The sequence below is a fragment of the Collinsella aerofaciens genome (assembly GCF_040926185.1).
GTDB classification, from domain to species: domain Bacteria; phylum Actinomycetota; class Coriobacteriia; order Coriobacteriales; family Coriobacteriaceae; genus Collinsella; species Collinsella aerofaciens_BC.
Genome location: NZ_JBCOIQ010000003.1, coordinates 40,398 through 66,872 on the forward strand (window position 1 = coordinate 40,398; position 26,475 = coordinate 66,872).

24 protein-coding genes are annotated in these 26,475 nt (G+C 60.6%); 3 read left to right on the forward strand and 21 right to left on the reverse strand.

Annotation, left to right across the window (positions count from 1 at the left end; all coding sequences use genetic code 11):
• Positions 1-12: 12 nt before the first annotated feature.
• From AB5750_RS02115 to pyrR, 18 genes are all read right to left on the reverse strand, one after another.
• Entirely contained in the window at positions 13-1,116 is a 1,104-nt protein-coding gene (locus tag AB5750_RS02115; protein ID WP_368154896.1) for a DnaJ domain-containing protein, read from the reverse strand.
• A 58-nt stretch (positions 1,117-1,174) separates the two neighbouring features.
• Positions 1,175-2,407 carry a coproporphyrinogen-III oxidase family protein gene (locus tag AB5750_RS02120; RefSeq protein ID WP_368145436.1) on the reverse strand — a complete coding sequence of 411 codons (1,233 nt, stop codon included), beginning with the start codon at positions 2,405-2,407 and terminating at the stop codon, positions 1,175-1,177.
• Between the two features lie 2 nt (positions 2,408-2,409).
• Positions 2,410-3,453: a tRNA dihydrouridine synthase DusB gene (gene dusB / locus AB5750_RS02125; protein WP_368145435.1), complete on the reverse strand. Its 1,044-nt coding sequence runs from the start codon at positions 3,451-3,453 to the stop codon at positions 2,410-2,412.
• Between the two features lie 4 nt (positions 3,454-3,457).
• The gene (gene lepA, locus AB5750_RS02130; protein WP_040359843.1) at positions 3,458-5,269 is read right to left on the reverse strand and encodes a translation elongation factor 4; all 1,812 of its coding nucleotides are present in this window, start codon (positions 5,267-5,269) and stop codon (positions 3,458-3,460) included.
• Positions 5,270-5,365: 96 nt separating this feature from the next.
• Positions 5,366-5,632, reverse strand: a complete 267-nt coding sequence (gene rpsT, locus AB5750_RS02135; RefSeq protein ID WP_022094714.1) for a 30S ribosomal protein S20 — start codon at positions 5,630-5,632, stop codon at positions 5,366-5,368.
• A gap of 133 nt (positions 5,633-5,765) precedes the next feature.
• Positions 5,766-6,728, reverse strand: a complete 963-nt coding sequence (gene holA / locus AB5750_RS02140) for a DNA polymerase III subunit delta (protein WP_368145434.1) — start codon at positions 6,726-6,728, stop codon at positions 5,766-5,768.
• Positions 6,729-6,806: 78 nt separating this feature from the next.
• Entirely contained in the window at positions 6,807-9,110 is a 2,304-nt protein-coding gene (locus AB5750_RS02145; RefSeq protein WP_368145433.1) for a DNA internalization-related competence protein ComEC/Rec2, read from the reverse strand.
• Positions 9,107-9,820 (reverse strand): helix-hairpin-helix domain-containing protein, encoded by a 714-nt coding sequence (locus AB5750_RS02150; protein ID WP_368145432.1) that lies wholly within the window; start codon positions 9,818-9,820, stop codon positions 9,107-9,109. Before AB5750_RS02150 ends, AB5750_RS02145 begins: the two co-directional genes overlap by 4 nt.
• A gap of 213 nt (positions 9,821-10,033) precedes the next feature.
• A complete protein-coding gene (thiI, locus tag AB5750_RS02155; RefSeq protein WP_022094718.1) occupies positions 10,034-11,278 on the reverse strand; it encodes a tRNA uracil 4-sulfurtransferase ThiI in 1,245 nt (414 codons plus the stop codon).
• Positions 11,279-11,560 (reverse strand): DNA-directed RNA polymerase subunit omega, encoded by a 282-nt coding sequence (locus tag AB5750_RS02160; protein WP_035138532.1) that lies wholly within the window; start codon positions 11,558-11,560, stop codon positions 11,279-11,281.
• Positions 11,561-11,565: 5 nt separating this feature from the next.
• Positions 11,566-12,135, reverse strand: coding sequence for a guanylate kinase (gene gmk / locus AB5750_RS02165; protein WP_368145431.1), 570 nt, complete (start codon positions 12,133-12,135; stop codon positions 11,566-11,568).
• Positions 12,136-12,444, reverse strand: coding sequence for an integration host factor, actinobacterial type (mihF, locus tag AB5750_RS02170; RefSeq protein WP_006236130.1), 309 nt, complete (start codon positions 12,442-12,444; stop codon positions 12,136-12,138).
• A 239-nt stretch (positions 12,445-12,683) separates the two neighbouring features.
• Positions 12,684-13,400, reverse strand: coding sequence for an orotidine-5'-phosphate decarboxylase (pyrF, locus tag AB5750_RS02175; protein ID WP_118256509.1), 717 nt, complete (start codon positions 13,398-13,400; stop codon positions 12,684-12,686).
• Positions 13,394-14,302 (reverse strand): dihydroorotate dehydrogenase, encoded by a 909-nt coding sequence (locus AB5750_RS02180; protein ID WP_006236128.1) that lies wholly within the window; start codon positions 14,300-14,302, stop codon positions 13,394-13,396. The genes pyrF and AB5750_RS02180 overlap by 7 nt, the downstream gene beginning before the upstream one ends.
• Before the next feature lie 14 nt (positions 14,303-14,316).
• Positions 14,317-15,084, reverse strand: a complete 768-nt coding sequence (locus tag AB5750_RS02185; protein WP_118094258.1) for a dihydroorotate dehydrogenase electron transfer subunit — start codon at positions 15,082-15,084, stop codon at positions 14,317-14,319.
• Between the two features lie 116 nt (positions 15,085-15,200).
• A complete protein-coding gene (locus tag AB5750_RS02190; protein WP_117564269.1) occupies positions 15,201-16,490 on the reverse strand; it encodes a dihydroorotase in 1,290 nt (429 codons plus the stop codon).
• Positions 16,474-17,418 carry an aspartate carbamoyltransferase catalytic subunit gene (locus AB5750_RS02195; RefSeq protein ID WP_035138537.1) on the reverse strand — a complete coding sequence of 315 codons (945 nt, stop codon included), beginning with the start codon at positions 17,416-17,418 and terminating at the stop codon, positions 16,474-16,476. The genes AB5750_RS02190 and AB5750_RS02195 overlap by 17 nt, the downstream gene beginning before the upstream one ends.
• Positions 17,419-17,422: 4 nt before the next feature.
• Entirely contained in the window at positions 17,423-18,007 is a 585-nt protein-coding gene (gene pyrR / locus AB5750_RS02200) for a bifunctional pyr operon transcriptional regulator/uracil phosphoribosyltransferase PyrR (protein WP_006236123.1), read from the reverse strand.
• A 451-nt stretch (positions 18,008-18,458) separates the two neighbouring features.
• Here pyrR and rpmB point away from each other — a divergent pair, with 451 nt between their 5' ends.
• Positions 18,459-18,647 (forward strand): 50S ribosomal protein L28, encoded by a 189-nt coding sequence (rpmB, locus tag AB5750_RS02205; RefSeq protein WP_022094725.1) that lies wholly within the window; start codon positions 18,459-18,461, stop codon positions 18,645-18,647.
• Between the two features lie 223 nt (positions 18,648-18,870).
• Here rpmB and AB5750_RS02210 read toward each other — a convergent pair whose 3' ends face one another.
• A complete protein-coding gene (locus tag AB5750_RS02210; RefSeq protein ID WP_368145430.1) occupies positions 18,871-19,647 on the reverse strand; it encodes a transposase in 777 nt (258 codons plus the stop codon).
• A 339-nt stretch (positions 19,648-19,986) separates the two neighbouring features.
• Here AB5750_RS02210 and adhE point away from each other — a divergent pair, with 339 nt between their 5' ends.
• The gene (gene adhE, locus AB5750_RS02215) at positions 19,987-22,635 is read left to right on the forward strand and encodes a bifunctional acetaldehyde-CoA/alcohol dehydrogenase (RefSeq protein WP_117716641.1); all 2,649 of its coding nucleotides are present in this window, start codon (positions 19,987-19,989) and stop codon (positions 22,633-22,635) included.
• A gap of 89 nt (positions 22,636-22,724) precedes the next feature.
• Positions 22,725-23,489, forward strand: a complete 765-nt coding sequence (locus AB5750_RS02220) for an aminoglycoside phosphotransferase family protein (protein WP_006236119.1) — start codon at positions 22,725-22,727, stop codon at positions 23,487-23,489.
• Between the two features lie 178 nt (positions 23,490-23,667).
• On the opposite strand, the gene AB5750_RS02225 is transcribed toward AB5750_RS02220, so the two are convergent.
• Together AB5750_RS02225 and ispG are read right to left on the reverse strand one after the other, a co-directional pair.
• The gene (locus tag AB5750_RS02225) at positions 23,668-25,389 is read right to left on the reverse strand and encodes a proline--tRNA ligase (protein ID WP_229025872.1); all 1,722 of its coding nucleotides are present in this window, start codon (positions 25,387-25,389) and stop codon (positions 23,668-23,670) included.
• Positions 25,390-26,472 carry a flavodoxin-dependent (E)-4-hydroxy-3-methylbut-2-enyl-diphosphate synthase gene (gene ispG, locus AB5750_RS02230; protein WP_368145429.1) on the reverse strand — a complete coding sequence of 361 codons (1,083 nt, stop codon included), beginning with the start codon at positions 26,470-26,472 and terminating at the stop codon, positions 25,390-25,392.
• Positions 26,473-26,475 lie beyond the last annotated feature (3 nt).

The following is a 26,475-nucleotide window of genomic DNA, read 5'->3' on the forward strand; positions in this document are numbered from 1 at the left end:
GAGGGTTTGATGTTATTGCATTTGGTACGGCGAAAGCACGGCCCGCTGCGAGCAGCTCGCGAACCAAACCGACACGAGCGCGAACATAAAACCGTTGGCAAATCCATTGGCAAACTGCATCGCGCCGCGTTTCCACCACAGCAGACTGCGATGAAGCACGCCGTCCGACAGCACCATGAACAAGCCCATGGCAAACGGAATGAAGCACATCATGGCGAAGGCGGAGAACACGCCCGAGATGGCCGACAGCACCAAAAACGGAGCGATAATGCCCATGAGGTAGAAGCCGGTGCGAGCCTTACCCTCTAGGCGCTCGGCCTCGACGTGCGCACGACCGACCAGATCGCCGCCCGAAGCGCCGTTCGTGCCGGCGTGTCCCATGTTGGGGATGCGCACCTCGTCGCCATCATGCGTGCCGGCGGGAAACTCAATCGTCTGCTCGGAGGTCACACGGGTACGACCGCTGCCACCGCAATCGGGGCACGGATCGGCAACGACCTTGCCGGAACCGCCGCACTCAGGACAAACCGTCTGAAACGTGCCCGCACCAAACAGGAAGGACAGGTCGACATCGATATGGCCGCGACCACCGCAGCTCGGGCAGGTATGGGCATGCTCTGACGAAACGGAGCCCGATCCGCCGCAATGTCCGCAGGTGTCAAAGCGGGTGTAGCGAACGGTCTTGTGGGCACCGCTCTTGGCCTCCTTGGCGTCGAGCTTGATATCGACGACCACGTTGGCGCCACTCTCGGGGTTGTAGGCCGCCTGGCCGCGACGGGGCTGGCCCCAGGCGCCCCCAAAGGGGAAACCGCCGTCAAAGGGATTGCCGTAACCGGCGCTGCCGGCATAGCCACCGCCATAGGGCGAAGCCGTCGGTGCACCGGCAAAAGGATTGCCCGACCGCATGGCGTCGTAACGCGCACGCTTCTGCTCGTCCGAAAGCACGGCGTAGGCCTCAGAAACCTCTTTAAACTTCTCCTCGGCATCCGGCTCTTTATTGACGTCCGGATGGAGCTTGCGGGCCTTTTGTTGGAAGGCCTTTTGAATATCACGCGAGGTGGCGTCCTTGGAGACACCCAAAATCTCGTAGTAATCTTTTTCGTTCATCGTCGCCATGCGCGGCAACCTCCTGCTCACAGCAGCGTATATATTGCGGTAATTCTACCCGAGCGGCCTAAGCTAGACCCCAAAACAGCTCGAACAGCATATTTCCATCGAGCCAACCCAAGTGGGTCGGTGCCAGGCGGGCACAGGTGCAGCCAGCGATAACGTCTTTTGAGGTGACGCGCCCCGCATGTCCTTCAACATGATCGGGCACCCAGGTGGCAAGGCCCAACTCGAGCGCACGGTCGCAGGCCGCCGCCAGCTCGTCTGCAGCAATCACGCTTGCCGAGTGAACCAACAGTTCGGGCCCAATGCCACGTGTCATGCGGCAGGCGAGCATCAAATCCTCGGCCACCGCCTCGCGCTGCGACAGATACTCGACATCAAAGGTCGTCGCGGCATCGTCGCGTTGTACCAGACGCACGCGATGCGCTTCGCCGCGAGCAGGCACGTCGGGATACAGCCCGGCCAAGCGATCGAAATCCTCGGCATCGAGCATACCCGCGGCAGAACGGCCCAAACCCAGATAGCCCCGACCAGTCCAGTAGGCGATATTGTGAGCACATTCATGCCCATCGAGTGCGTAGCTCGCCACCTCATACGGATGGTAGCCCGCCGAACCCAGCCGCTCGCGCGCAACGTCCATGCATGCGGCTTGGAAATCCTCATCGGGCTCAAGCGACTCGTCACGGCGCGCCATGCGATAGAGGGGCGTCCCCTCCTCGAGCGTGAGCGGATAAACCGACACATGATGCGGGGCCGCCGCAAGCACGCCATCGAGCGTGCACCGCCAGCTCGCGGCAGTTTGCCCGGGAAGCCCGCACATAAGGTCGCACGACACATCAAGCCCAGCGTTCTTGACCGTCGCGATGGCAGCGAGCGCCCGATCGGCATCGTGAATACGGCCAATCGCAGCAAGCTCGGCGTTGTCGAGGGTTTGGACTCCCAGAGAAATGCGCGTGACGCCCACCCCGGCAAGCGCCGCGGTGAGCTGCGAAGTCAACGACTCAGGATTAACCTCGCAGGTAAACTCAACGGGCTTACACCACGCAGAGATACGCCGGGCGAGTTCTACCAGACGCTCCCCCGCCAGCGATGGCGTGCCGCCGCCAACATAGACGGTGCGGACCTGCGCAAACGCCCCGGCGTCTCCAAAGGCATCGAGCCGCGCATGCAGCTGCTCAAAATAGGCATCGAGCGCAGCACCCAGGTCGCACGGAGCGAAGCTGCGCGAATCAAAGTCGCAATAGCGGCATTTTTGAGCGCAAAACGGCACGTGCACATACAGCGCGGTAACGGCCACCCTTAAGCCTCCAGCGGATGAGCGGGCACCGACTCACCGGCGGCAAGCGCGGCCTCGCAGGCCACCACGTCACGCTCGATATCATCGACCAGCGCCATAAACTCCTCGTACGTGGAGCAGCGCACCACCCGAGCGCGCCAAGCGGCGGCATGAGGCATGCCCTTTAAGTACCAGCTTGCATACGTACGGGCGCGCGACATAAGCGGCAGAAGCTCGTGCGTCAACGTCAGGTGCTCACGCAGAGCCTCCAGGCGCTCGACCGAGGAGCGAGAAGGAACCGGCGTGCTATCGAGTGCAAGGGCTCGGGCATCGCCGAACACCCACGGATTGCCGTAGATGCCGCGCGCGATAAACACCGCGCTGGCACCCGAGCCGCTCAGTCGCTCCGCTGCGTCCTCGGCCGAGAACACATCGCCCGAACCAATCACGGGAATCTCGACGGCGTCGGCAACCTCATCGACGACAGACCAGTCGGCCTGGCCCGTATAGAGCTGCGTGGCACAACGACCGTGCACGGCAACTGCGGAGGCACCCGCCCCTTCGAGCATCTGGGCAAACGTTGCGGCGTTGCGATCCTCGGCATAAAAACCCTTGCGGATCTTCACGGTCACGGGAACATGCGCCGCGCCCACCGCTGCCTCGACAATCTTCTCGGCCAGGTCGGGCGTGCGCATAAGCGCCGAGCCCTCGCCCTTGGTAACGACCTTGCGAGCCGGACAGGCCATGTTGATATCGATCAATGACAGGCGATCGCCCACGCGTTCCTCGACGGCAGCGACGGCACTCGCAAACTGATCGGGCTTGGAGCCAAAGAGCTGCACGCAAATCTGCTGCTCCTCGTCGGCCGGCAACACCAGGCGCCACGTCTTGTTGCTGGCATAGGCAAGGCCTGCAACACTCACCATCTCGCTGTAGCAAAGGTTGGCACCGCGACGGCGACACATGATGCGATAGGCGGGGTCGGTTACGCCCGCCATGGGAGCCATAAGGAACGGCTGCTCGGCATAGGCGCCCAGCAGCCGCTTGCTGTATTCAGAAAGCACCATGGACCTACTCGTCCACCTTGAGAATCGCCATAAAGGCCTCCTGCGGAACCTCGACCGAGCCGATGGCCTTCATGCGCTTCTTGCCCTCTTTCTGCTTCTCGAGCAGTTTGCGCTTACGCGAGATATCGCCACCATAGCACTTGGCCAAAACGTCCTTGCGGCGCGCCTTGACGGTGGAGCGGGCGATGATCTTGTTGCCGATGGCGCCCTGGATAGGCACCTCGAACAGCTGGCGCGGGATAATTTCCTTGAGCTTGTCGCACAGGCCGCGGGCCAGGCCGTAGGCCTTATCCTTGTGCACGATAAACGAAAGCGCGTCCACCTCGTCGCCCGAAAGCAGGATGTCAAGCTTGACGAGCTCGGAGGGGCGATATTCGTTGAACTCGTAGTCGAGCGAGGCGTAACCCTTGGTGCGGCTCTTGAGCTGATCGAAGAAGTCCAAGATGAGCTCGGCGAGCGGCATATCAAAGCGCATCTCAACCGATTTGCTCGTCAGGTGGATCATATCGGTCGTGACGCCACGGTGCTCGATAGCGAGCTGCATGACGGCACCCGTATACTCGGGCGGGCAGATGATCTTTGCCTTGAGGTAAGGCTCTTCGATACGCTCGATGCGCGTGGCCTCGGGCAAATCCTGCGGGCTGCGGACATCGATCATCTCGCCGTCAGTCTTGTACACGTGGTAGTCGACCGAGGGGCTCGTGGCGATCAGGTCCAGATTGAACTCGCGCTCCAGGCGCTCCTTGACGACCTCCATGTGCAGCAGGCCCAGAAAGCCCACGCGGAAGCCAAAGCCCAGCGCCACCGACGTCTCAGGCTCCCACACCAACGACGGATCGTTGACGTGCAGCTTATCGAGCGCGTCGCGCAGGTTCTCGTAGTCCTTGTTGTCGATGGGGAACAGGCCCGTGTAGACCATGGGCTTGGCCTCGCGGTAGCCCGGCAGCGGCTCGGGGCAGGGGTTCGAAGCCCACGTAAGGGTATCGCCCACGCGCACAGCCTCGGGGTCCTTCAGACCCGTGACCACATAGCCAACCTCGCCGACGGTCAGAGCGTCGACCGGCGTCTCGGCAGGGCGCTTGACACCCACGCCATCGACCAAGAAGTCGCCCTTGGCCTGCATCATGCGCAGGGTATCGCCCTTTTTGATGGAACCGTCAAAGACGCGAACCGTGGCGACGACGCCGCGGTACTCATCGAAGTACGAATCCAGAATAAGCGCCTTGAGCGGCGCGTTCGCATCGCCCTTGGGAGGCGAGATCAAAAAGACGATGGACTCCAGCAGATCGTGGATGCCCTCGCCGGTCTTGCCCGACACGCACACGGCATCGTCGGCGGGAATGGCCAAATCGTCTTCGATCTCGGTCTTAACCTCGTCGGGGTGCGCCGAGGGAAGGTCGATCTTGTTGATGGCCGGAACAATGTCCAAGTTGGCGTTCATGGCGAGCGTCGCGTTGGAAACAGTCTGCGCCTCGACGCCCTGAGTGGCGTCCACGACGAGCACCGCACCCTCGCAAGCGGCCAGCGAACGCGAGACCTCGTAGGTGAAGTCCACGTGGCCCGGCGTATCGATCAGGTTGAACTGATACGTCTCGCCGTCGTCGGCGTCATAAGACACGCGGACGGCATTGGACTTAATCGTGATGCCGCGCTCGCGCTCGATGTCCATCGTGTCAAGCAGCTGCGACTCCATGTCGCGCTCATCGACGGTATGGGTGAGCTCGAGGATGCGGTCACTGATCGTGGACTTGCCATGGTCGATGTGCGCAACGATCGAGAAGTTGCGGATGTGGGAAATGTCAATTGAAGTATTCATGCGGACTATCTTACCCGAGCGGTACAAAAAATGGAGCCTGTTCCATAAAACAGGCTCCATTTATGCGCGTAATCTGTGTGGTGTGAAATTTACAACTTAAGCGTTGATGCTGTTCACGAGCTTGGCAAGACCGGACTTGCGGTTGGAAGCCTGGTTCTTGTGGATGACATGCTTAGCGGCAGCCATGTCGAGACGCTTGGTGACGGTCTTGAGGGCAGCCTGGGCCTTCTCGGCGTCGCCCTCGGCGACGGCGGACTGGACATGCTTGGTCAGCGTCTTGAGCTCGGACTTGACAGCCTTGTTACGCATGCGAGCTGCCTCATTGGTGCGGATACGCTTCTTCTGAGACTTGATGTTTGCCACTTCTGGAGTTCCTTTCGAGTTCCTTGCAAAAAATGTATGACACCTCTGAGACACGGTGAGGTCATGCAAGCGCCTACTATAGCACGCTCCCCCTCAAAGGGATAGAACGAATTTGTCAAATAGGCAGGTATCATCACGATTTTCTCAAGATGTTCGTAATCCAGAGCAAAAGCGCGGTCTCCGAATCGGACGAACCCTTGAGCGCGAGCTCCACATCGACGGCACCCTCGAGCGCGGCAACGAGCTCGGTCATCGAAAAACGACGTGCCCAGGTAAGGTGATTCTTGACCTGCCAGGCCTGAAGCTTGAGCGTCGCGGCGAGCTCACGCCCCTGTCCACGCCCATCGAGCGCCTTGGCGACGATCAGCTCACGGATGCGACCGCATAGCAGCGTGTAGGTCCACACGTAGCTCTTGGAGGGCAGAATCTTAAAGAGCTCGAGCGAACGCCGCATATCGCGAGCCGAGACGGCGTTGAGGAAGTCCCAAGGCTGAACCTCGGCCGTACGCACGATCCAACGCTCCACGTCGGCAAGCTCAATCTGGGGCGCCTCGACCATCTGGGCGAGCTTTGCCAGGTCGTTATCGAGCATGCGCGTGTTTTCGCCCGAACGCGAGACGAGCTCCTCGGCAGCAGCCGTCGAGATGGACTTACCGTGCTGCGTCGCCATCTGCTGAACACGGCGCGGCAGTTCCCAGCGCTTGGTACCCGAGCAATCGACGATAGCCTTCTTGTCGATCTTGGCGATTGCCTTATACAGGCGCGTATTCTTGGCAAGTGAGTCGGCGATAATGAGACAGACCGTCGTGGAGCTGGGACTCGCCAGATAGTCGACAAGCGGCTCGGAGATCGCTTTGGCGAGTTTTGAGCAGCCGTCAAGGATTACCAGGCGAAACTCGCTGCCCATGGGAAAGGTGTTGAGCGATCCGATAATCGACTCGATATCGGGGTCTTTGGTCATATCGCGCTCGTCGAGGTTGAACTCGACCATACCCGACTTTTCCAGACGCGCTTTCATACGCGAGACGGCGTGATCGCGCTTGACTCCGTCGGTACCGACGATCAGATATGCCGGCAGCAGACCGGTTTCGGACATTGCGCTCCCCTCCCGCAGACTCTCGAATTCGTACCGTGCCATTTTAGCCCAGGGGTTGGTCCCGCGCCAACGGCAGCATCACGGTCGCTGGCATCGCATGGCAAAACCTGTTACGGTCGGCGAGACGGTAATGTCTCCTTGTTCAATGGTACATGCGAACGCGCCGCCCGCATCGCGAACGGCATCGATGCAGGCATCGGATGGATGGCCGTAGCGGTTGCCCTCGCCCGCACTCGCCATAGAGAGCTCGGGCTTAAGCGTTTCCAGCAGGTCTTTGTCGACGGAAACTTTTGAGCCGTGATGCCCCAGCTTGAGCACATCGATATCACCCACCTCCTGTACAAACTCGCGCTCCTGATCGAGCTCGGCATCACCAGTGAGGAGCATACGCAGGCTCTTGCATTCCCGGGCATAGGAGAGCAGCAAGACAAGCGAGTCCTCATTGCCCTCGCCATCCACCGTGTCAAACGGCCACATCACACGAGCCCGAAATGCGCCGATATCGACCGTATCCCCGCGAGCCACCTGCCGATACGTTACGTCGGGGCGATTCAGGACCTCAGCAGGCGCACCGTCCAGCGCATCCGCTGCAACTGCAATGGTTCCAACCGAAAACCGATCGAGCACATCGGGAAGACCACCCCAATGATCTTCGTCCCAATGTGTCACGAAGACGGCGTCGATATGGTGGACATTGTTGCGAACCAACGCCGCCACCACACGCTCGTCGAGCCCGCAGTCGACGAGCGCTACCGCGCCGCCCTCGCGGATAAGAATCGCATCGGCCTGGCCCACATCGAGTACCGTCACCGAAGGCGGAGCGAATCGATCCCAGTAGACGTACGGAATCGCAGCCAAGAGCACCAGGCATGCAAGCCCCACCGCCATAAGACGTGCACGGGGACGCGGCCACCAGACCAGCAGAACCGCCAGCAAACACGGCACTAGGTAAATCCACATGCTATCGGGCGGCACGCTCACGGATGCACCCGGCACGGCGGCAAACAGCTGCTCGAAGAACAGCGCGCAACGGGCGGCAATCATGGGCACAACGAGCGCCCAAGTCCGCAACGGCGCCACGAGCGAAAAGGGAACCAGCACGATGGACACAGCAAGCAGTACGCTCACCACCGGACCGATGACCGCATTTGCCAACGGAGCAATGAGCGAGAACGTACCGAATGCAGGAATGGTAATGGGAAGTGTCGCCAGTTGCGAGCACAGCGTGACGGAAAGCATGCTGGCAACGCCCGATGACACACCCAGCTCACCCAAAGCGAAGGTCGCATAGGGGCAAAAGCACAGAATGGCTAAGACGCTGGCACATGAAAGCTGAAAACCCATCTCGAACAGCACCGTCGGTCGCAGTAGCACAAAGATGGACATGGTTACGAAGAGTGCCGATGCGCCGTGCCGGCGACGCCCCACGCCGTTTACAACAAGCGTAGCGAACACCATGCAGCACGCGCGCACGGCCGAGGGAGACGCGCCCGTAAAGGCAGCGTAGCCCACAAGCGTTATCGCCAATATCGCCCGCTGAAGACCACGTGAGCGCCGAGTCTTTTGCAATACACCCTCGATTACAAACCCCACGATAGCCAAATGGCTGCCCGAGACGGCGATAAGATGCGCCGTTCCCGTTACCGAAAACCAGTCGCCCGCCGGCTGGGCGCGTAGCTCGGCCGAACGACCACAGACGACACCGGCTATGAGCGCACGCGCCGGGTCGGTCGCAGGCGCGATGGACGCAAGCAGCCCATTTCGCAGCCGAAGCAGCGGCCCCGGAGAACCCTCATCGATCGACACGATCCGAACGGCTTTTACCTTGCGTACCTCGCCTCGGAGCGCGCGCGATCGTCCAAACGCATCGTTCTCAAAACGTGAAACGCGACCGATAACACGCACGTGCGCCCCGACCTTGAGCTCGCGGTCACACGATAGGCGAACCGCTGCCAAGTTCTTACCGTCCGCGCGTGCCTCGCAGGTATAGGAATACACGTCGTCGTTTATGGATGGATCACCCTGCACGACAAACTCGAGGCTGCTTGCCGCTCGACCGTCGAGCGCCTTCGAGGCGCCTAGCGTGCCCACAGCCCACCACGCCGAGACGACCGCTCCCGCCACGAGACCGACGGACGCGGCATACAGCCACCGCTTCAAAGGGGCAAGCCGCGCACAAGATTGAGCCAGCACAACGAAGACCGCCGCCGCAACGGGAATGGCCCATAGCGGCCCGACCGCCGGCACCCGCTCCCTCAGCAGCGCATCAGCGGCCACGTTAAGCACCAAAGCGCAGCTCACGCACATGCCGGCACACAGGGCCATCGTCCACGGCATCAAGGGCCGCGGAGGCATCACATGCTCGCGCTCGGTCGCACTCATACGCAGATGCAATCTTTGATTTTGGCAAGCTTCTTCTCGCCGATTCCCGACACACGCATCAGATCGTCAACCGAGGCAAAAGCACCGTTCTTTGTACGCTCATCGATAATCGACTGTGCCATGGAGGGACCGATGCCCGAGAGCGTCTGCAGCTCTGCCGTGCTTGCCGTATTGATGTTGACTAGGCCCGTTGCGCCACTCACGCCCAATGATGCGGAAGCCCCACCATCAACACCGGCTTCCGCAATGGACGCCTGCTGCTCCCCTACCGTTGGAACGTGGATTTTTTGTCCATCAGTGACCTTAGATGCCCGATTGAGCCCCGTAACGTCTGCCTCGGGCGCCAGCCCGCCGGCGGCATCAATCGCCTGAGCCACCCGCGCGCCGTCCTTGAGGCGATATACACCGGGCGACACAACGGCGCCATCGACATCGACATAGACCTCTGCCGCGGCAGAAGCCTTAGTCGAAGAACCTTCGGATGTCTTTCCGCTCGAGGCATCACCGGATCCCGGCTCCATCAACGAGCCCGTACCGTCAGTGCGCTCAAACGACACACCGCCGGCACCGCCGCCAAGGTTCGCCATCGCCAAGCCGCTCGCCATCGCAATGACGACCAGTATCGCTATCACCACTGCCTTATGACCGAGCAGCTTGTCCGCCAAGCGGTCCATCCGTTTGACCCGTTCGTGTTGTTCGCGCTGCGCCATAGCAAAACCTCCCAACACCATCGTGTCAGGAAAGGAGCCCTGCAACAGCCACGCTCCAAAACCGGTTTTAGCGGTCAAACCAAAAACCGACCAAAACCTTGCACAAATCTGTCCATTTATTCAGGCACACGTCAGCAAATGAACACTTAGCCGCAAAATGCCCAGATAGCAAAAGACCGACGATGCAGGCGCATCGTCGGTCTATGCACAACATTACTCGTGATCTTGGTAAATCTCACGCGGAGCAAGCTCCGAATGTTTGCGTTTTAAGGTCTTAGGGGCCTTATACGTGTTGCTCTCGAAGTCGATGTACTCGGTCTGCTTGAGCAGGCGCTCGATCATCTCCTCGTGATCGAACAACTCCCAGGCCTCATGCACGGCATCGAGTTTAGCGTGCGTCTCGGGACGGCGCGGCATAAACAGCGTGCAGCAGTCGGGAGCGGCCTCAGTCGAGATATCGAACGTACCAATCTCCTCGGCGCGCGCGATGATCTCCTGCTTGTCCGAACCGATGAGAGGGCGGAACACGGGGATCTTCACGGCCTCGTTGACGGCCATGATGTTCTCAAGCGTTTGGGAGGCAACCTGCCCAAGCGATTCGCCCGTCACGATAGCCTTGGCGCCCTCGATGTGTGCAATGCGCTCGGCAACCGAATACATAATGCGGCGATACATGATCACGCGCAGGTTGCTGGGACAGGTCACCGAAATCTCGCGCTGGCAGTCGCCAAACGGCACAACATACAGACGGCCGATCTGGACACCCGGCTCAAGGGCGCGAATGATGTCCTGCACTAGATACTCGCTGGTATCTGGCGTCTGCGGACGACCGGAAAAATGCACCGGCACGCACACGGCTCCGCGTCGCGCGAGCATCCAGGTCGCCACCGGCGAGTCGATACCCGATGACAGCAGGGTCACGACCTTACCGGCAGAGCCCACCGGCAGACCGCCCACACCGCGCTCGGAGCGCGCGTACACATAAACGCTACCCTGAACAACCAGCACGTGAACCATCGCGTCGGGATCGTGCATTTGAACCTTTTTATCGGGGAACGCCTCGCACAGCACCTCGCCAACCTGTCGATTGATATCAATCGAGGTGAGCTCATAGTCGGTATTGGAGCGCTTGGCGTGCACCTTAAACGAATCGAAGGGGCCAAACTCACGCAGCGCCTTCACGGCGGCGGCACAGTACTCCTGAGGGTCGCGATTGGTGTGATACGCCAAAGACACGCGAGCAACGCCGGGAACGGTGCGAATGACACGAGCCGCCTCGTCGGCCTGATGCTCGTTAAAGGTCACGAGGATATAACCGGAAATTCGAGACACGGCATTCACGGAAAAGGCGGCCAAGGCCGCCTTGATGTTATCCATGAGGATATGCTCAAAATGTGCGCGGTTCTTACCCTTCAGTCCAACCTCGTGATAGTGGACCAGGCAGACGCGAGCCGCCATTTAGGCTTCAGCAACCTTGTGGCCGAGCGCCTTCTCGTAACGGGCCTCGTCGTAAGAGATGTCGCCGTCGACAATCTCGTCCATAGCCATCGAGATGGTATCGGCACCGGAAAGCCCGATGGTGATGTCATCGACATCCTGGACGGCAAGCACGCGATTGTGCTGGCCACGCAGCATGCTATTGATGTCGCAGGCGCGCTTGGAGGCAAGCGAAGCGAGCAGGAAGCGGTTGTGATCGGTCTTCTCCAGAAGATCGTCAATGCAAGGCTTTACAACGGACACGGACCTCAGATCCTTTCATGCATATCGAGAACGCGAACGAGCTCATCGGTCGCGCGGTCGAGATCGTCATTCACCACGACGTCGTCGTAGCGGTCGGCAAGGGCAAGCTCATCGGCGGCGTTTGCCATACGCAGCTCAATCGTCTCGGGCGTCTCGGTACCGCGACCGACTAGACGCTCGCGAAGCACCTCGAGCGAAGGTGGCTTGATAAAGATCAGCACGGCCTCGGGGAAACGCTCCTTCACCTGCAGGGCACCCTGGACATCGATCTCCAAGATGAGAGACGAACCAGAGGCGAGCTTGGACTGGACCTCGCTCACCAACGTGCCGTAGCAGTTACCGTGGACCTCGGCCCACTCAACTAACTCACCGTTTGCCACGCGGCGGTCGAACTCCTCGCGCGTCAGAAAAAAGTAGTTGACGCCGTCGACCTCACCTTTGCGTGGTGCTCGCGTGGTAGCCGAAACCGTCAGGCCCAGGTTCGAGCGGCGCTCGCGCACACGAGTGACGAGCGTACCCTTGCCTGCGCCTGACGGTCCAGAAATCACAAAGAGCTTGGAATCCTGAGCGCTCACTTATTTGGTCAGCTGCTCGAGGAGCTGCTCGCGCTGACGGACGCCGAGGCCCTGGACGCGACGGGTAGCGGAGATACCGAGCTCCTCCATGATCTTGGCGGCCTTGGCCTTGCCATAACCAGGGAGAGACTCGATGAGGGTGGAAACCTTCATGCGGGAAGCGATGGGGTCATCGGAGTTGAGCACGGACTCGAGGGACTTCTCGCCCTTCTTGATCTGCTCGCGAAGCTCAGCGCGGGCGTGACGTGCGGCAGCAGCCTTCTCAAGAGCCTGCTTGCGCTGCTCGTCGGTAAGCTGAGGGAGTGCCATTCGTACCTCCAAATAGTTGGGTTATTTCTGATTCAATAATTGGCATTTTAGCACGTAGAACGTACAAAATGCCCAATCGCGGGTCCATAGGTTAGACGATACCCGCAAAAAGTGCAATATACTGCGCCCAAAGTTAAGCCCCTGACCTGCGATTCCACACAAAGGATGGGAAAGTTTACGCAGGCACAGGGGCTATTTTGTGCTAATGAGACCCAAAAGTGGTGACTTAGGGGAATCTTTTACGCAACGTTTTCGACCAGCTCGGCGACGATGGCGTCAAAGGCGGCAACCGGATCGTCGGCACCGGTGATGGGACGGCCCACCACAATGTGGCTTGCGCCACGCTCGATAGCCTGGGAAGGCGTCGCCACGCGGGACTGGTCACCAAGGGCGGCACCTACCGGACGCACACCCGGAGTCACGATCAGGGCATCAGGACCCAGCAGCTCACGCATGTCGTGAGCCTCCATCGGTGAGCACACGATGCCATCGATGCCGTTGGTCTGAGCAAGCTTTGCCAAGCGGGCGGCCTCCTCGGCCACGGGAGACTCGACGCCGATCTCGCTCAAGGCATCCTGATTCATGCTCGTGAGCACGGTGATGGCGACGAGCTTGGCGCGGTCCTCACGCGCCTCCTCGGCACCCTCGCGGCAGGCAGCGAGCATAGCACCCGAGCCCAGGCCGTGGACCGAAAGCAGGTCGGCACCGGCAAGCGAGGCCGAGCGGGCAGCGCCGCGCACCTGATGCGGAATGTCATGGAACTTAAGGTCGAGGAAGACCTTAAAGCCAAGGTCCTTAAAGGTCTTGACGATCTGGGGACCCTCAGCGTAATAGAGCGTCATGCCGACCTTGAGCCAGGCGGCATGGCCCGAAAGCTCGTGGGCGAGCTCGAGCGCGCGCTCACGGTCGCAGTCGAGGGCGACGATAACACGGTCGCGGGCATCATTCTCTAGCATTCGAAAGCACCCACCAGCTCGTTGATGTCCTTTACGCCCTGGGACTCGGCCCAGGCCTCGAGCTCATGCGCGATCTTAAGCGAAGCACACGGATCGACGAAGTTGGCCATGCCGACCGACACGCAGGTGGCGCCGGCCAGGATAAACTCAGCCGCATCCTCGCCAGTCATGACACCGCCGACACCGTTGATGGGGATATCGACGGCCTGGGCAACCTCCCAGACCATGCGCACGGCGATGTGGTGGCACAGCGGGCCCGAAAGGCCGCCCTTGGGCTTGGCCACGCGGGACTTGCGGGTATGGACGTCGATGGCCATGCCCTGGATGGAGTTGATGACCGAAAGGCCGTCGGCGCCGGCAGCCTCGAGGGCCTTGGCGATCTCGGCGACGTTGACCGGCGCCATCTTCACGAACAGCGGCTTATCGGTCACCTTGCGGCAGGCAGCCATAACGGAAGAGGCGCCCTCGGGCGTGGAGCCCATGGCGGCACCGCCGGCGGCGATATTAGGGCAGCTCACGTTGATCTCGTAGCCGGCAGCCCAGGGGCACAGCTCGACATACATCTCGAGTGCGCGGACAAACTCGTCAACGGAGTGACCGGCAACCTGACAGATGACCTGGCAGCCGTCCTTGGACAGCTGTTCGAGCCACGGACCGGACTCGCGGGCAAAGGCGGCCACGCCGGGGTTCTGAAGACCCACGGAGTTGATCATACCGCCGGGAATCTCGGCCATGCGGGGCGCGGGATTGCCGGGCCAGGGCTCGGCAGCGCAACCCTTGGTGGTGATGGCGCCCAGCTGGGAAACATCAAAGAAGTTCTGGAACTGCCAACCGTAGCCAAAGGTACCGGCTGCGGTGTTAATGGGGTTCTGCATCTTGACGCCGCCGAAATCGACGGCCATGTTCACGGTACCCACTAGAAGACCACCACCTTGGAAGCATCGAACACGGGGCCGCACATACAAGCACCCTTCATACCGTCGACCGTCTCGACATTGCAGGTGTTGCAGGCGCCAAAGCCACAGCTCATCATGCGCTCGAGCGACACCTCGCAGTACACACCGGCCTCGGCGGCAGCGGCGGCGACCTTCTTCATCATGACGGCGGGGCCGCAGCTGGCGACGTAGTCGTAGCCGCCCTCTCCAAGCAGCTCGGCTGCCGGATCGGTGCAAAAACCGTGCGTGCCGAGCGAACCGTCGTCGGTGCACACGTTAACCGTGGCGCCCAGCGCACGGAACTCATCGACACCCACGACTTTGGAAGCGGTGCCAAAGCCCAGGCACACGTCCACATCAACACCCTGCTCGGCAAGCATGCCGGCAAGACACAGCACAGGCGGAACGCCGATGCCACCGGCGACGAGCAGTGCCTTCCTGGTGCCCTCGGGTACCATCCAGCCACGGCCACCGGGGCCCAACAGGTTAGAGGTGGAGCCAGGGCCCATCTGGGACAAACGGCGGGTATCGTCGCCCACGACGGCGTACCACAGCTCAACGGTGCCGGCCTCGGCGTCGGCGCGATAGAAGCTCAGGGGCACGCGAAGCAGCGAGGAGGCATCGCCGGGCACGGCAATGTTCACAAACTGACCGGGCTTGAGCGCACTTGCAAGCTTGGGGGCCGAAATTACGAGCGAGAAGATGCCGTCGGCGATCTCCTGGTTCGAGACGACCTCGAAGTCGTGCATGCGTGCAGTGGAAGGTGTGGGCATAGACGCTCCAATCCCCCATGCGGTTGCATGGTTCAGGCGAACAGAAAGCGCGGCACCGCAAGGGCGCCGCGCACAAAAGCGATAAGGCTATGCTAGCAGATGCAGCCGTCGGCAAGCGTCTGTTTACCGCCGACAAATACATCGGTGGCACGACCGGTGAGCGTGCGGCCGGCAAAACCGGAGTTCTCGGCGCGCGACTCGTAACCGTCCTCGCCAACCGTCCAGGTTGCGGAGGGGTCGAACACGGTCAGGTCGGCGACAGAGCCCGCCTTGACCTGAACCTGATCGAGGCCCAGAATCTCACGCGGCTTGATGGCCATGAGCTCGACCATGCGGCTCACGCTCATCTTGCCCGTGTTGACCAGCTCAGTGAGCACGAGCGACAGCGAAGTCTCGAGGCCAATCATTCCAAAGGGCGCGAGCTCGAACTCGCGGGCCTTCTCCCACGGGGTGTGGGGAGCGTGGTCGGTAACGATAGCGTCGACGGTACCGTCGATGACACCCTGACGGATGGCCTCGGCATCCTCGTCGGTGCGCAGCGGCGGATTGACCTTGAGCGAGGTGTTGTAGGTCTCGTCCAGGTCGTTCTCGGTCAGGAACATGTGGTGCGGGGTGGCCTCGCAGGTCACCTGGACACCGGCAGCCTTACCGGCACGCACGAGCTCCAGGCCATGAGCGGTGGAGATGTGCTGGATGTGCAGCTTGGCACCGGTCAGCTTGGCAATCTCGATGTCGCGGGCAATCTGAAGCTCCTCGCCGGCGGCCGGCCAACCCTCGAGGGCCAGACGGGTCGAGACCTTGCCCTCGTTGATCTGGCCGTGGCCGACCAGATCCTCGTCCTGGCAGTGGCTCATAAAGACCTTGCCGAACATCTTGCCGTAGTCCATGCAGCGACGGAGCATGCCCGCGCCCTGCACGCCGCGACCATCGTCGGTGAAGGCGACGGCGCCGTGGGCGACCATATCGCCCATCTCGGACATGGCCTCGCCCTTAAGACCGCGGGTCATGGCGCCCGACGGATAGACGCGGCAGTGGCCGACCTCGGCAGCGCGGGACTTGACGAACTCCACGACGGTGCCGTTATCGGTGACGGGATCGGTGTTGGGCATGGCGCACACGCCGGTGAAGCCGCCCTTGGCAGCAGCGCGGGTGCCGCTCTCGATGTCCTCTTTGACCTCGTAGCCAGGCTCGCGCAGATGCACGTGCATATCCACCAGGCCGGGGACGAGATACTTGCCGGAAAGGTCGCGGACCTCGGCTCCCTCGGCGGCGAGGTTCTCGCCGACCTCGGCGATCTTGTCACCGTCGATCAGGACGTCGACGACACCGTCAAGCTCGACGGACGGATCGACGACGTGGGCATTCTTAAGAAGCAAGGCCATTATCGGCACCTCCAAGCAGCAGATACAGGATAGCCATACGCACGCAGATACCGGCGTAGACCTGCTCCAGGATGACGGAGCGTTGCGGGTGGTCGGCCATATAGGAGTCGAACTCAACGCCGCGGTTGATGGGGCCCGGGTGGCAGATAATCGCATCGGGCTTCATGAGCTTCTCGCGGTCCTTGGTCAGACCGAAGAGCTTGTGGTACTCACGAATCGTGGGGAACGGTGCGCCCTCGAGGCGCTCCTGCTGCACGCGCAACATGTAGACGACGTCCAGCTCGGGCAGGACGGAATCGAGGTCGCTCGTCACGTGGTCGCAGCCCAGGACCTCGGGCGCCGGCGGCAGCAGCGTGCCGGGGGCGACGGCGTAGGTCTCGCAGCCCATGATCTTAAGTGCGGGGATCAGCGAGCCGCACACGCGGGAGTGCGCGATATCGCCGACGACGGCGACCTTCAGACCGTGGAAGTCACCCTTGTGCTCCCAGATGGTGTACAGGTCGAGCAGGGCCTGCGTGGGGTGGTTGTGCTTGCCGTCGCCGGCGCAGATGACGCTCGCGGGCGAGTTCTGCGTGACGATGTAGGGAGCACCGGCGTGCTTATCGCGAACGACGATGCAGTCGATCTTGTAGGCGTTGAGGGTCTCGACGGTGTCGACGAGGCTCTCGCCCTTGACCGTGGAGGTCGAGGAGCCGCCAAAGTTGAGGCTGTCGGCCGAAAGGCGCTTCTCGGCGAGCTCGAAGGAGCTGCGGGTGCGCGTCGAGGGCTCGTTGAACATGTTGACGATGGTCTTGCCCTTGAGCGTGGGGACCTTCTTGATCGCACGCTCGTTGACCTCGGAGAACGCCTTGGCGGTCTCGAGGATGAGCTTGATGTCCTCTTCGGAGTACTCGGTAATGTCGATCAGGTGCTTATGGTTGAACGCCACGGTACTACTCACCTCCCAGCGGCGCGGAGCCCACGTGGGAACCCGGCGCGACGTCGTTAATCTCGACGGCGGTGTGGCCGTCGACTTCCTTCATATATAGGTGCACGTTCTCCTCATGCGACGAGGGAACGTTCTTGCCGACAAAGTCCGGCGAGATGGGGAGCTCACGGTGACCGCGGTCAACGAGAACTGCCAGCTCGATGCGGCTCGGACGGCCCAGGTCCATGACGGCATCCAGAGCGGCGCGGATAGTACGGCCCGTATACAGGATGTCGTCCACCAGCACGACGCGCTTGCCGTCGACGCTGAAGGGAATGTTGGTAGCGTGGATCGCGGGAGCGAAATTGGTCGCATAGTCATCGCGGTAGAAGCTGATGTCCAGGCTGCCGAGCGGAACGTCGACGCCCTCGATCTCCTTGATCTCCTCGGCGAGCTTCTTTGCCAGAAGGTCGCCGCGCGTGACGATGCCGACCAGAGCGAGGTCTTCACAGCCCTCGTTGCGCTCGAGAATCTCGTGCGCGATGCGGGTCATCGCTCGATTGACGGCGGTCTCGTCCATGATGACCGCCTTGGGGGAAGTCGTGCCCATCGATCTCCTTCCTCACATGTCTTGACTGCTGACACAGTCAAAAAAATAGATGCCCGACCGCTTAAAGCGGACCAGACACCCACAGGAAGGGCTGCTCTTTGGCAGCTATGTAATTCCATGTGGGTATCTCGTACCCCTTTAATGGTCAAGGGATAGTGTAGCCAACCTCGAGCTTAATTGCGAGCATAAATACAGAACAATCCGTAAACGGAGCCCAATGCTCCATAAACCTATATATATTTGTGGGACGAGCTTGAAAACGCACGCACGAGCTGGCATAATCCCCTCTGCTGCACGCAAATCGGATCTACGTCCAGGGCCGTGGCGTGAGCACTATCGCCAAAAGAGGAATATCTCTGTGTAGATTACGCACAGGGAGCTGCTTCTGTGCTATAGTTCAGGCTTGTTTGTTAACGCGACATGTTCGTTTGTCGCCCAAGGAGGGTCAGTTATGTCCAAAGTTTGCGAAGTTTGCGGTAAGCACCCCGTTGCCGGTCGCTCCATCAGCCACTCTCACCGCGTCACCAACCGTAAGTTCCGCCCCAACATCCAGCGCGTTTACGTCGTCGTCGATGGTCACCGTCGCAAGATGAACGTTTGCTCCACCTGCCTCAAGTCCGGCAAGGTTGCGCGCTCCTAAATAAGGTCTTACCAACAAGTACCTCGGACTCTCCGGGTCAAAGACCTCGCGTTCATATAGAACTTACCAAAGGCGTCCTCCCCCACGGAGGGCGCCTTTTTTGCACTCATTGGGGAGACACTCATTGGGGACAGACTTACATGAGTGTTTGCACACATTGGGGACAGACTTAGATGAATGCTTTCCTAAGCTCACAGTGCATCGATCGGCCCCAATCCATACCTCAGGCCGCCTCGTTCCAGCCTGCAGTAGCCTTGGTCACGCTTGTGGCGCCGATACCGGTGATACGGGCAATTTGCTTGACCGTGAGATGTGCCCGCCTGAGCCCCAGCAGGCAGGCATCGCGTTCGGGGCGTGGCAGGGCCTTGAGCAACGCAGGATCTATGCTCGTCAGGACTTCGCGCGCAACGAAAAGGGCCTCCTCATCGGGGATCCGCCGGCGCGGAAGAACCTCCACTGACCAGATGCGCCCGGCAACTTCCTCGAGATGCTCGCAATAGCAACGAGAGCCACCGACAATATCGAGCATAGGGGCCGCATCACAGATGTCAAAGGGATCATAGCCCAGCTGATACGCCTTATAGCTTGACCAGCGGTACGCATCGAGCGAGTCAAGCGCACCCTTCACGGGATTGAGATGAATATAGTCGAGCAGCTGCACCGCCTGCGTGTCCGACTCAACCGCGACCCGCGAATAGCGATTGTCAAACAGATGTCCCGTTCTCCCCGTTTTTCCATTGAAATACTTAGCATATGCCGTCAGCGCGCACTGCATTGCCTTTGAAAGGTTGTCAAATGGGTCATCAACCATCAAATGGAAGTGATTGTCCATAAGGCACCAAGCCAACACCGCCACTTCATGGCGCGCAAACCTGTCCGAGATATCCGATAAGAAACGATAACGGTCGGAGTCATCTTCAAAAATAATCTGTTTGGAGTTGCCGCGGTCAAAGACGTGGTAATAGCCGGTGATCGAAACGGGGCGGGCGCATCGGGGCATAATCTCTCCTTTCAAAACTGTTCAGGCAACACCTAAAAGGAGAGAAGCAACGCGAAATGCTGAGCCTGCAACCTATTTATATCCAATAAGCGGCAATAACAGGCCCAGAACGGCAAAATGGCAAAACGATGTCTGTCCCAAATGAGTGAAAGCACTCATGTAAGTCTGTCCCCAATAAGCGGTAAGCGGGGAGATGCAGCAGGCAGATAGTTCTAGTTAAAACGTTTCAGTTTATTGAAGCGTTTTAGTGTGCCTTTTACGGGAATCTTACCGTTTACCGAATTATTTCTTGCTATCATGCAAGACGTAGGGTAAATCTCCGATCGCAAGGAGACACAAATGGTGAAAAAGTCACCGGAAAACACTACTCCCGCAATTGTGGACAACGTAGAGGCGCTTGAGGCTAAGCTCGCTCAGATGCGAGAGGCCCAGGCGCTTTTTGCTACGTACACGCAGGAGCAGGTCGACAAGATCTTCTATGAGGCCGCCATGGCCGCCAACAAGGCTCGTATCCCGTTGGCGAAGATGGCCATCGAGGAGACCGGCCGCGGCGTTCTTGAGGACAAGGTCATCAAGAACCACTACGCCGCAGAGTACATCTACAACGCTTACAAGAACACCAAGACCTGTGGTGTCCTGGAGCGCGACGAGGCCTACGGCATCACCAAGATCGCCGAGCCCATCGGCATCGTGGGCGCCGTCATCCCGACGACCAACCCCACCTCCACTGCGATCTTCAAGACGCTGATCAGCCTGAAGACCCGCAACGCCATCATCATCTCCCCGCACCCGGCTGCCGCCAAGTGCACCATCGCCGCCGCCAAGCTCGTGCTTGACGCCGCCGTCAAGGCTGGTGCCCCCGAGGGCATCATCGGCTGGGTCGATGTCCCCTCCATCGAGCTGACCAACATGGTCATGCGCGACGTCGACATCATCCTCGCCACCGGTGGCCCGGGCATGGTCAAGGCCGCCTACTCCTCGGGCAAGCCCGCCCTGGGCGTTGGCGCCGGTAACACCCCGGTCGTCATCGACGACACCGCCGACGTTCTGCTCGCAGTCAACTCCATCATCCACTCCAAGACCTTCGACAACGGCATGATCTGCGCTTCCGAGCAGTCCGTGACCGTCATCGACACCATCTACGACCAGGTCAAGGCCGAATTCCAGAAGCGCGGCTGCTACTTCGTCAAGCAGGGTGCCGAGATGGAGGCCCTGCGTGCCGCCATGTTCAAGAACGGCGCCCTCGATCACCGCATCCCCGGCATGGCTGCCGCCAAGATCGCCGAGCTCGCCGGCATCGAGGTTCCCGCCAAGACTAAGATCCTGATCGCCGAGGTCACCTCCACCGACCCCGCCAAGGAGGAGTTCTCCCACGAGAAGCTCTCCCCGGTCCTGGCCATGTACCACGCCAAGGACTTCCAGGAGGCCGTCGACAAGGCCGAGCACCTGGTGCTCGCCGGTGGCCCGGGCCACACCGCCTCTCTGTACGTGCACCCCGCCCAGGCCGAGAAGATCAGCCTGTTCGAGCACGTCATGAAGGCCTGCCGCATCGTCATCAACACCCCGTCCTCGCACGGTGGCATCGGTGACCTGTACAACTTTGGCATGAAGCCGTCTCTGACCCTGGGCTGCGGCTCCTGGGGCGGCAACTCCGTCTCCGAGAACGTTGGGGTGAAGCACTTGATCAACGTTAAGACTGTGGCCGAGCGCCGTGAGAACATGCTGTGGTTCCGCGCTCCCGAGAAGGTCTACTTCAAGAAGGGTTCCACGCCCGTCGCCCTCGACGAGCTGGGCAACGTCATGGGCAAGAAGCGCGCCTTCATCGTTACCGACCAGTTCCTCTTCAAGAATGGCAACACCCGCGCCATCGAGGCCAAGCTCGACGAGATGGGCATCGCCCACGACTGCTTCTACGACGTCGAGCCCGATCCGTCGCTGCAGTGCGCACGTCGCGGCGCCAAGCAGATGGCTCTCTTTGAGCCGGACGTCATCATCGCCGTCGGCGGTGGCTCCGCTATGGACGCCGGCAAGATCATGTGGATGATGTACGAGCACCCCGAGTGCAAGTTTGAGGACATGGCCATGGACTTCATGGACATCCGCAAGCGTATCTTCACCTTCCCCGAGATGGGCAAGAAGGCCTACTTCGTCGCCGTCCCGACCTCCTCGGGTACCGGCTCCGAGTGCACGCCGTTCGCCATCATCACCGACAAGGAGACCGGCATCAAGTGGCCGCTCGCCGACTACGCGCTGCTCCCCAACATGGCTATCGTCGACGCCGACAACTGCATGACCGCCCCGCGCGGCCTGACCGCTGCCTCCGGCATCGACGTCATGACCCACGCCATCGAGTCCTACGTCTCCATCATGGCTTCCGACTACACCAAGGGCCTCTCCGAGCGCGCTGCCAAGCTCGTCTTTGAGAACCTGCCCTCCAGCTTCACGAACGGCGCCAAGGACCCGCACGCCCGCGAGGAGATGCACAACGCCTCCTGCATGGCCGGTATGGCCTTCGCCAACGCCTTCCTGGGCCTCAACCACTCCATGGCTCACAAGCTCGGCGCTTTCCATCACCTGCCCCACGGCATCGCTAACGCCGTCATCCTGACCCGCGTCATGCGCTACAACGCCGCCGAGGCTCCCGTCAAGATGGGTACCTTCTCCCAGTATCCTTACCCCAACGCGCTGCACAACTACGCCGAGATGGCCAAGTACTGCGGCATCGAGGGCAAGGACGACAAGGAGGTCTTCGAGAACTTCATCACGAAGCTCGAGGAGCTCAAGGACTTCATCGGTGTCAAGAAGACCATCGCCGACTACGGTGTTGACGAGCAGTACTTCCTCGACACCCTCGACGAGATGACCGAGCAGGCATTCAACGACCAGTGCACCGGCGCTAACCCGCGCTACCCGCTCATGAGCGAGATCAAGGAGCTCTACCTGGACGCCTACTACGGCCGCGAGCCCCAGGACTACGCCGTCTGCTAGTTTTTAGCACGGTTTTTTGCGGCGGGGGTGCACGGGTGTTTCACACACCCCCGCCGTCGCTTCTATCGCATCGTTGAAAGGATGCAACCATGCTGCTACCCGATTCCAAGACCGAGCTCGTCCGCCGTGGCAACAAGGTCGTTTACGACCTGGGCGACAAGATCGTCAAGGTCTTTAACGAGACCAAGCCTGTCTCCGACGTGTTCAACGAGGCTTTGAATCTTGCCCGCATCAATGAGTGCGGCATCCGTAGCCCCAAGGCTCTCGAGGTTTCCCAGCTCGAGAACGCCAACGGCTGGGCGCTCGTGACCGAGAAGGTTCCGGGCACCACCCTTGCCGAGAAGATGACTGCCGAGCCCCAGCGCTTTGGTGAGTACCTCGAGATGTTCGTCGACCTCCAGATCGAGATCCACGGCTACACCTCCCCGCTGCTCAACCGTCAGCGCGACAAGTTCGCCCGCATGATCGACAGCCTTGATCAGCTCAATGCCACCACGCGCTACAACCTTCAGGAGCGTCTGGACGGCATGACCAAGGAGTTCAAGGTCTGCCACGGCGACTTCAACCCCTCCAACGTCATCGTCGGCGACGACGGCCAGCTCTATGTGTGCGACTGGGCACACGCCACCCAGGGCTCCCCTGCTGCCGACGTTGCCACCACCTACCTGCTCTTTGCCCTCAACAGCAAGGATCAGGCTGAGGCCTACCTGGAGCTCTACTGCGACCGCGCCGACATGCCCATGCAGGTCGTGCGTCAGTGGACGAGCATCGTCGCCGCTTCCGAGCTCGCTCGTAAGCGCAACGTGAACGATGAGTTCCTGAAGAACTGGATCGACGTCGTCGATTATCAGTAATATCTGAGCGATTTATTTCGCATCGGAGGCACAAGGAAAACCCCGCAGCTCGCATGGGCTGTGGGGTTTTCCTTTTAGATATCGAGGATGCCACAAGATAAAAGGACGGCCCCGCATCTCCCCGATCTGGAGAAATGCGGGGCCGTCCCGTATATCGAACTACAAGCGAAATCGTCGATTAACGGCGTGCTGCCTTCACAAGCTCGGCGACCTTGGCGACGACCTCGTCGATCGCCACATCCTCGCGCTCACCCGTGGCACGGTCCTTGAGCTCAACGGTGCCATTCTTAAGGCCGCGCTTGCCCAGAACCACCTGATACGGGAAGCCCATGAGGTCGTTATCGGCAAACTTAAAGCCCGGACGCTCATCGCGATCGTCGACGACGACCTCGATACCCTCGGCACACAGGCCATCAACAATCTGCTCGCAGACGGTAGCGCACTCTTCCTTCTTGGGATCAAGCGGAATCACCGCGACCTCGTACGGGGCAACGGAGACCGGCCAGACGATACCGTGCTCGTCGTTGTGCTGCTCCACGACGGCAGCAAGCGAGCGGGACACGCCCACGCCGTAGCAACCCATGATGAGCGGCTTCTCCTTGCCGTCCTCATCCATAAAGGTGGCACCCATGGCCTCGGAATACTTGGTGCCCAGCTGGAAGACCTGAGAAACCTCGATGCCGCGGGCAGCGGAGAGCGGCTTGCCGCAGTGCGGGCAGGGGTCGCCGGCGACAACGGTGACCAGATCGGCCCACTCATCGACGGTAAAGTCGCGCTCGGGGCAGGCACCGGTAAAGTGATAATCGACCTCGTTGGCACCGCAGGCCCACTGTTTGGACTCGCGCAGGCTCTCGTCGCAGACCAGACGAATGCCATCGGGCAGGTTAACCGGTCCGATAAAGCCCTTGTGCAGACCGTTCGCCTGAAGCTCCTCGTCGGTCATCATGCGATAGCCCTTGCCAAAGACGTGCTCGGCCTTGCAATCGTTGAGCTCGTGATCGCCCGGAACAATGGCCACGACCGGCTTGCCCTCGGCGTCGATGAGTGCCAGCGACTTGCGCGTGCCGTTCTCGGGGAACCCAAAGAACTTAGCAACAGCCTCAATGGTGCCCATGCCCGGAGTCTCAACCTTGGTGAGCGTACCGTCACCAGGACCCTCGGTCACGACGACCTTGGTGCTTGCAGCCTCGTCATCGGCAGCGAAGCCGCAATCGTCGCAGTAGACGAGCGAAGCCTCGCCGGCGTCAGCCAAAGCCATGTACTCGACGGAGGTATCGCCACCGATCTCGCCAGAATCGGCGACGACGGGCAGAGCCTTGATGTAGCAGCGCTCGCAGATATTGGCGTACGCCTGCTTCATCTTGTCGTACTCCTCCTGCAGGCTCTCCTGCGTGGCGGAGAAGCTGTAGGCGTCCTTCATGATGAACTCGCGGCCGCGCATCAGGCCAAAGCGGGGACGGAACTCGTCGCGGAACTTGTCCTGAATGTGATACAGGTTGACGGGCAGCTGCTTATAGGAGCGTAGCTCGTTGCGCACCAGGGCCGTGACGGTCTCCTCGTGCGTGGGGCCCAGGACGAACTCGCGACCATGACGGTCGTCAAAGCGCACAAGCTCCTTGCCATAGGCGTCGATGCGGCCGGACTCGCGCCACAACTCGGCGTCGACCATGATAGGCATCATAAGCTCCTGGGCGCCGGCAGCGTCCATCTCGTCGCGCACGATGTTCTCGATCTTACGGATCGAGCGCCAGGCAAGCGGCAGGTAGGAATACAGGCCGGCGGCCTCCTTGCGGATCATGCCGGCACGGAGCAGCAGGCGGTGACTGGCGAGCTCAGCGTCCGCCGGATCCTCTTTAAGCGTCGGCGCATAGAGCTTAGACATATACATTGCTCGGGTCATTTATTTCTCCTCAATAAGCTTGTCGACCTCTGCCATAAGCGCGTCGACAATTTGGTCCTCAGCTACTTTACCAATGATCTGGCCATGCGAAAAGAGCAAGGCCTGACCACGTCCGCAAGCAACGCCCAGGTCGGCATCAGAAGCCTCGCCGGGGCCATTAACGGCACATCCCATAACGGCAATCGAAAGCGGCGCGGTATAGTTCTTAAGCCGCTCGGTTACTTCCTCGGCAATGGGAATAAGGTTAACCTGGCAGCGGGCGCACGTGGGGCACGAGACAATCTCGGGGCCACGGCGACGCAGGCCCAACGACTGCAGAATACCCCAGGCAACCGGCGGCTCCTCAACCGGATCGGCTGTGAGCGACACACGCATGGTGTCGCCAATGCCTTCGGAAAGCAAGATACCCAAGCCTACAGAGCTCTTGATGGTGCCCTGGAGCTTGGTCCCCGCCTCCGTCACGCCCAGGTGAAGCGGAACGTGGGGAATCTCACGCGACAGGGCTCGATAGGTATCGAGCGTCGTTTGCACGCTATGGGCCTTGGCCGAAAGCACAATGTTCGTAAAGCCGCGGTCCTCAAAGTGCTTGACGAAGCGCTCGCTCGACATCACGAGCTTTTCGGGCTGCGTGAGGTCGTCGCGCTCGGCGATATCCTGCTCAAGCGAACCAGCGTTGACACCGATGCGAATTGCGCAGCCCGCAGCACCCGCGGCATCGATGACAGCATCGACCTTGGCCCAATCGCCGATATTACCGGGATTGATGCGGAGCTTGGCGGCACCGGCCTCCACAGCGCCAATGGCCAGCTTGTGGTTAAAGTGGATATCGGCAACGATTGGCACCGGAGACTCGGCACAGATGGTGCGGAAACCCTCAAGCGCGGCCTCGGTGGGCACGCTCACACGCACGATATCGCAGCCAGCCTGCGCCAACGCGCACACTTGCGCAAGCGTTGCCTGGGCATCAGCGGTATCGGTGCAGGTCATGGATTGGACCACCACCGGCGCGCCGCCACCGATCTGCACACCGCCCACATGCACGGGGCGCGTCAACTCGCGAGGCAAAGGATGGGATAAAGACAATCC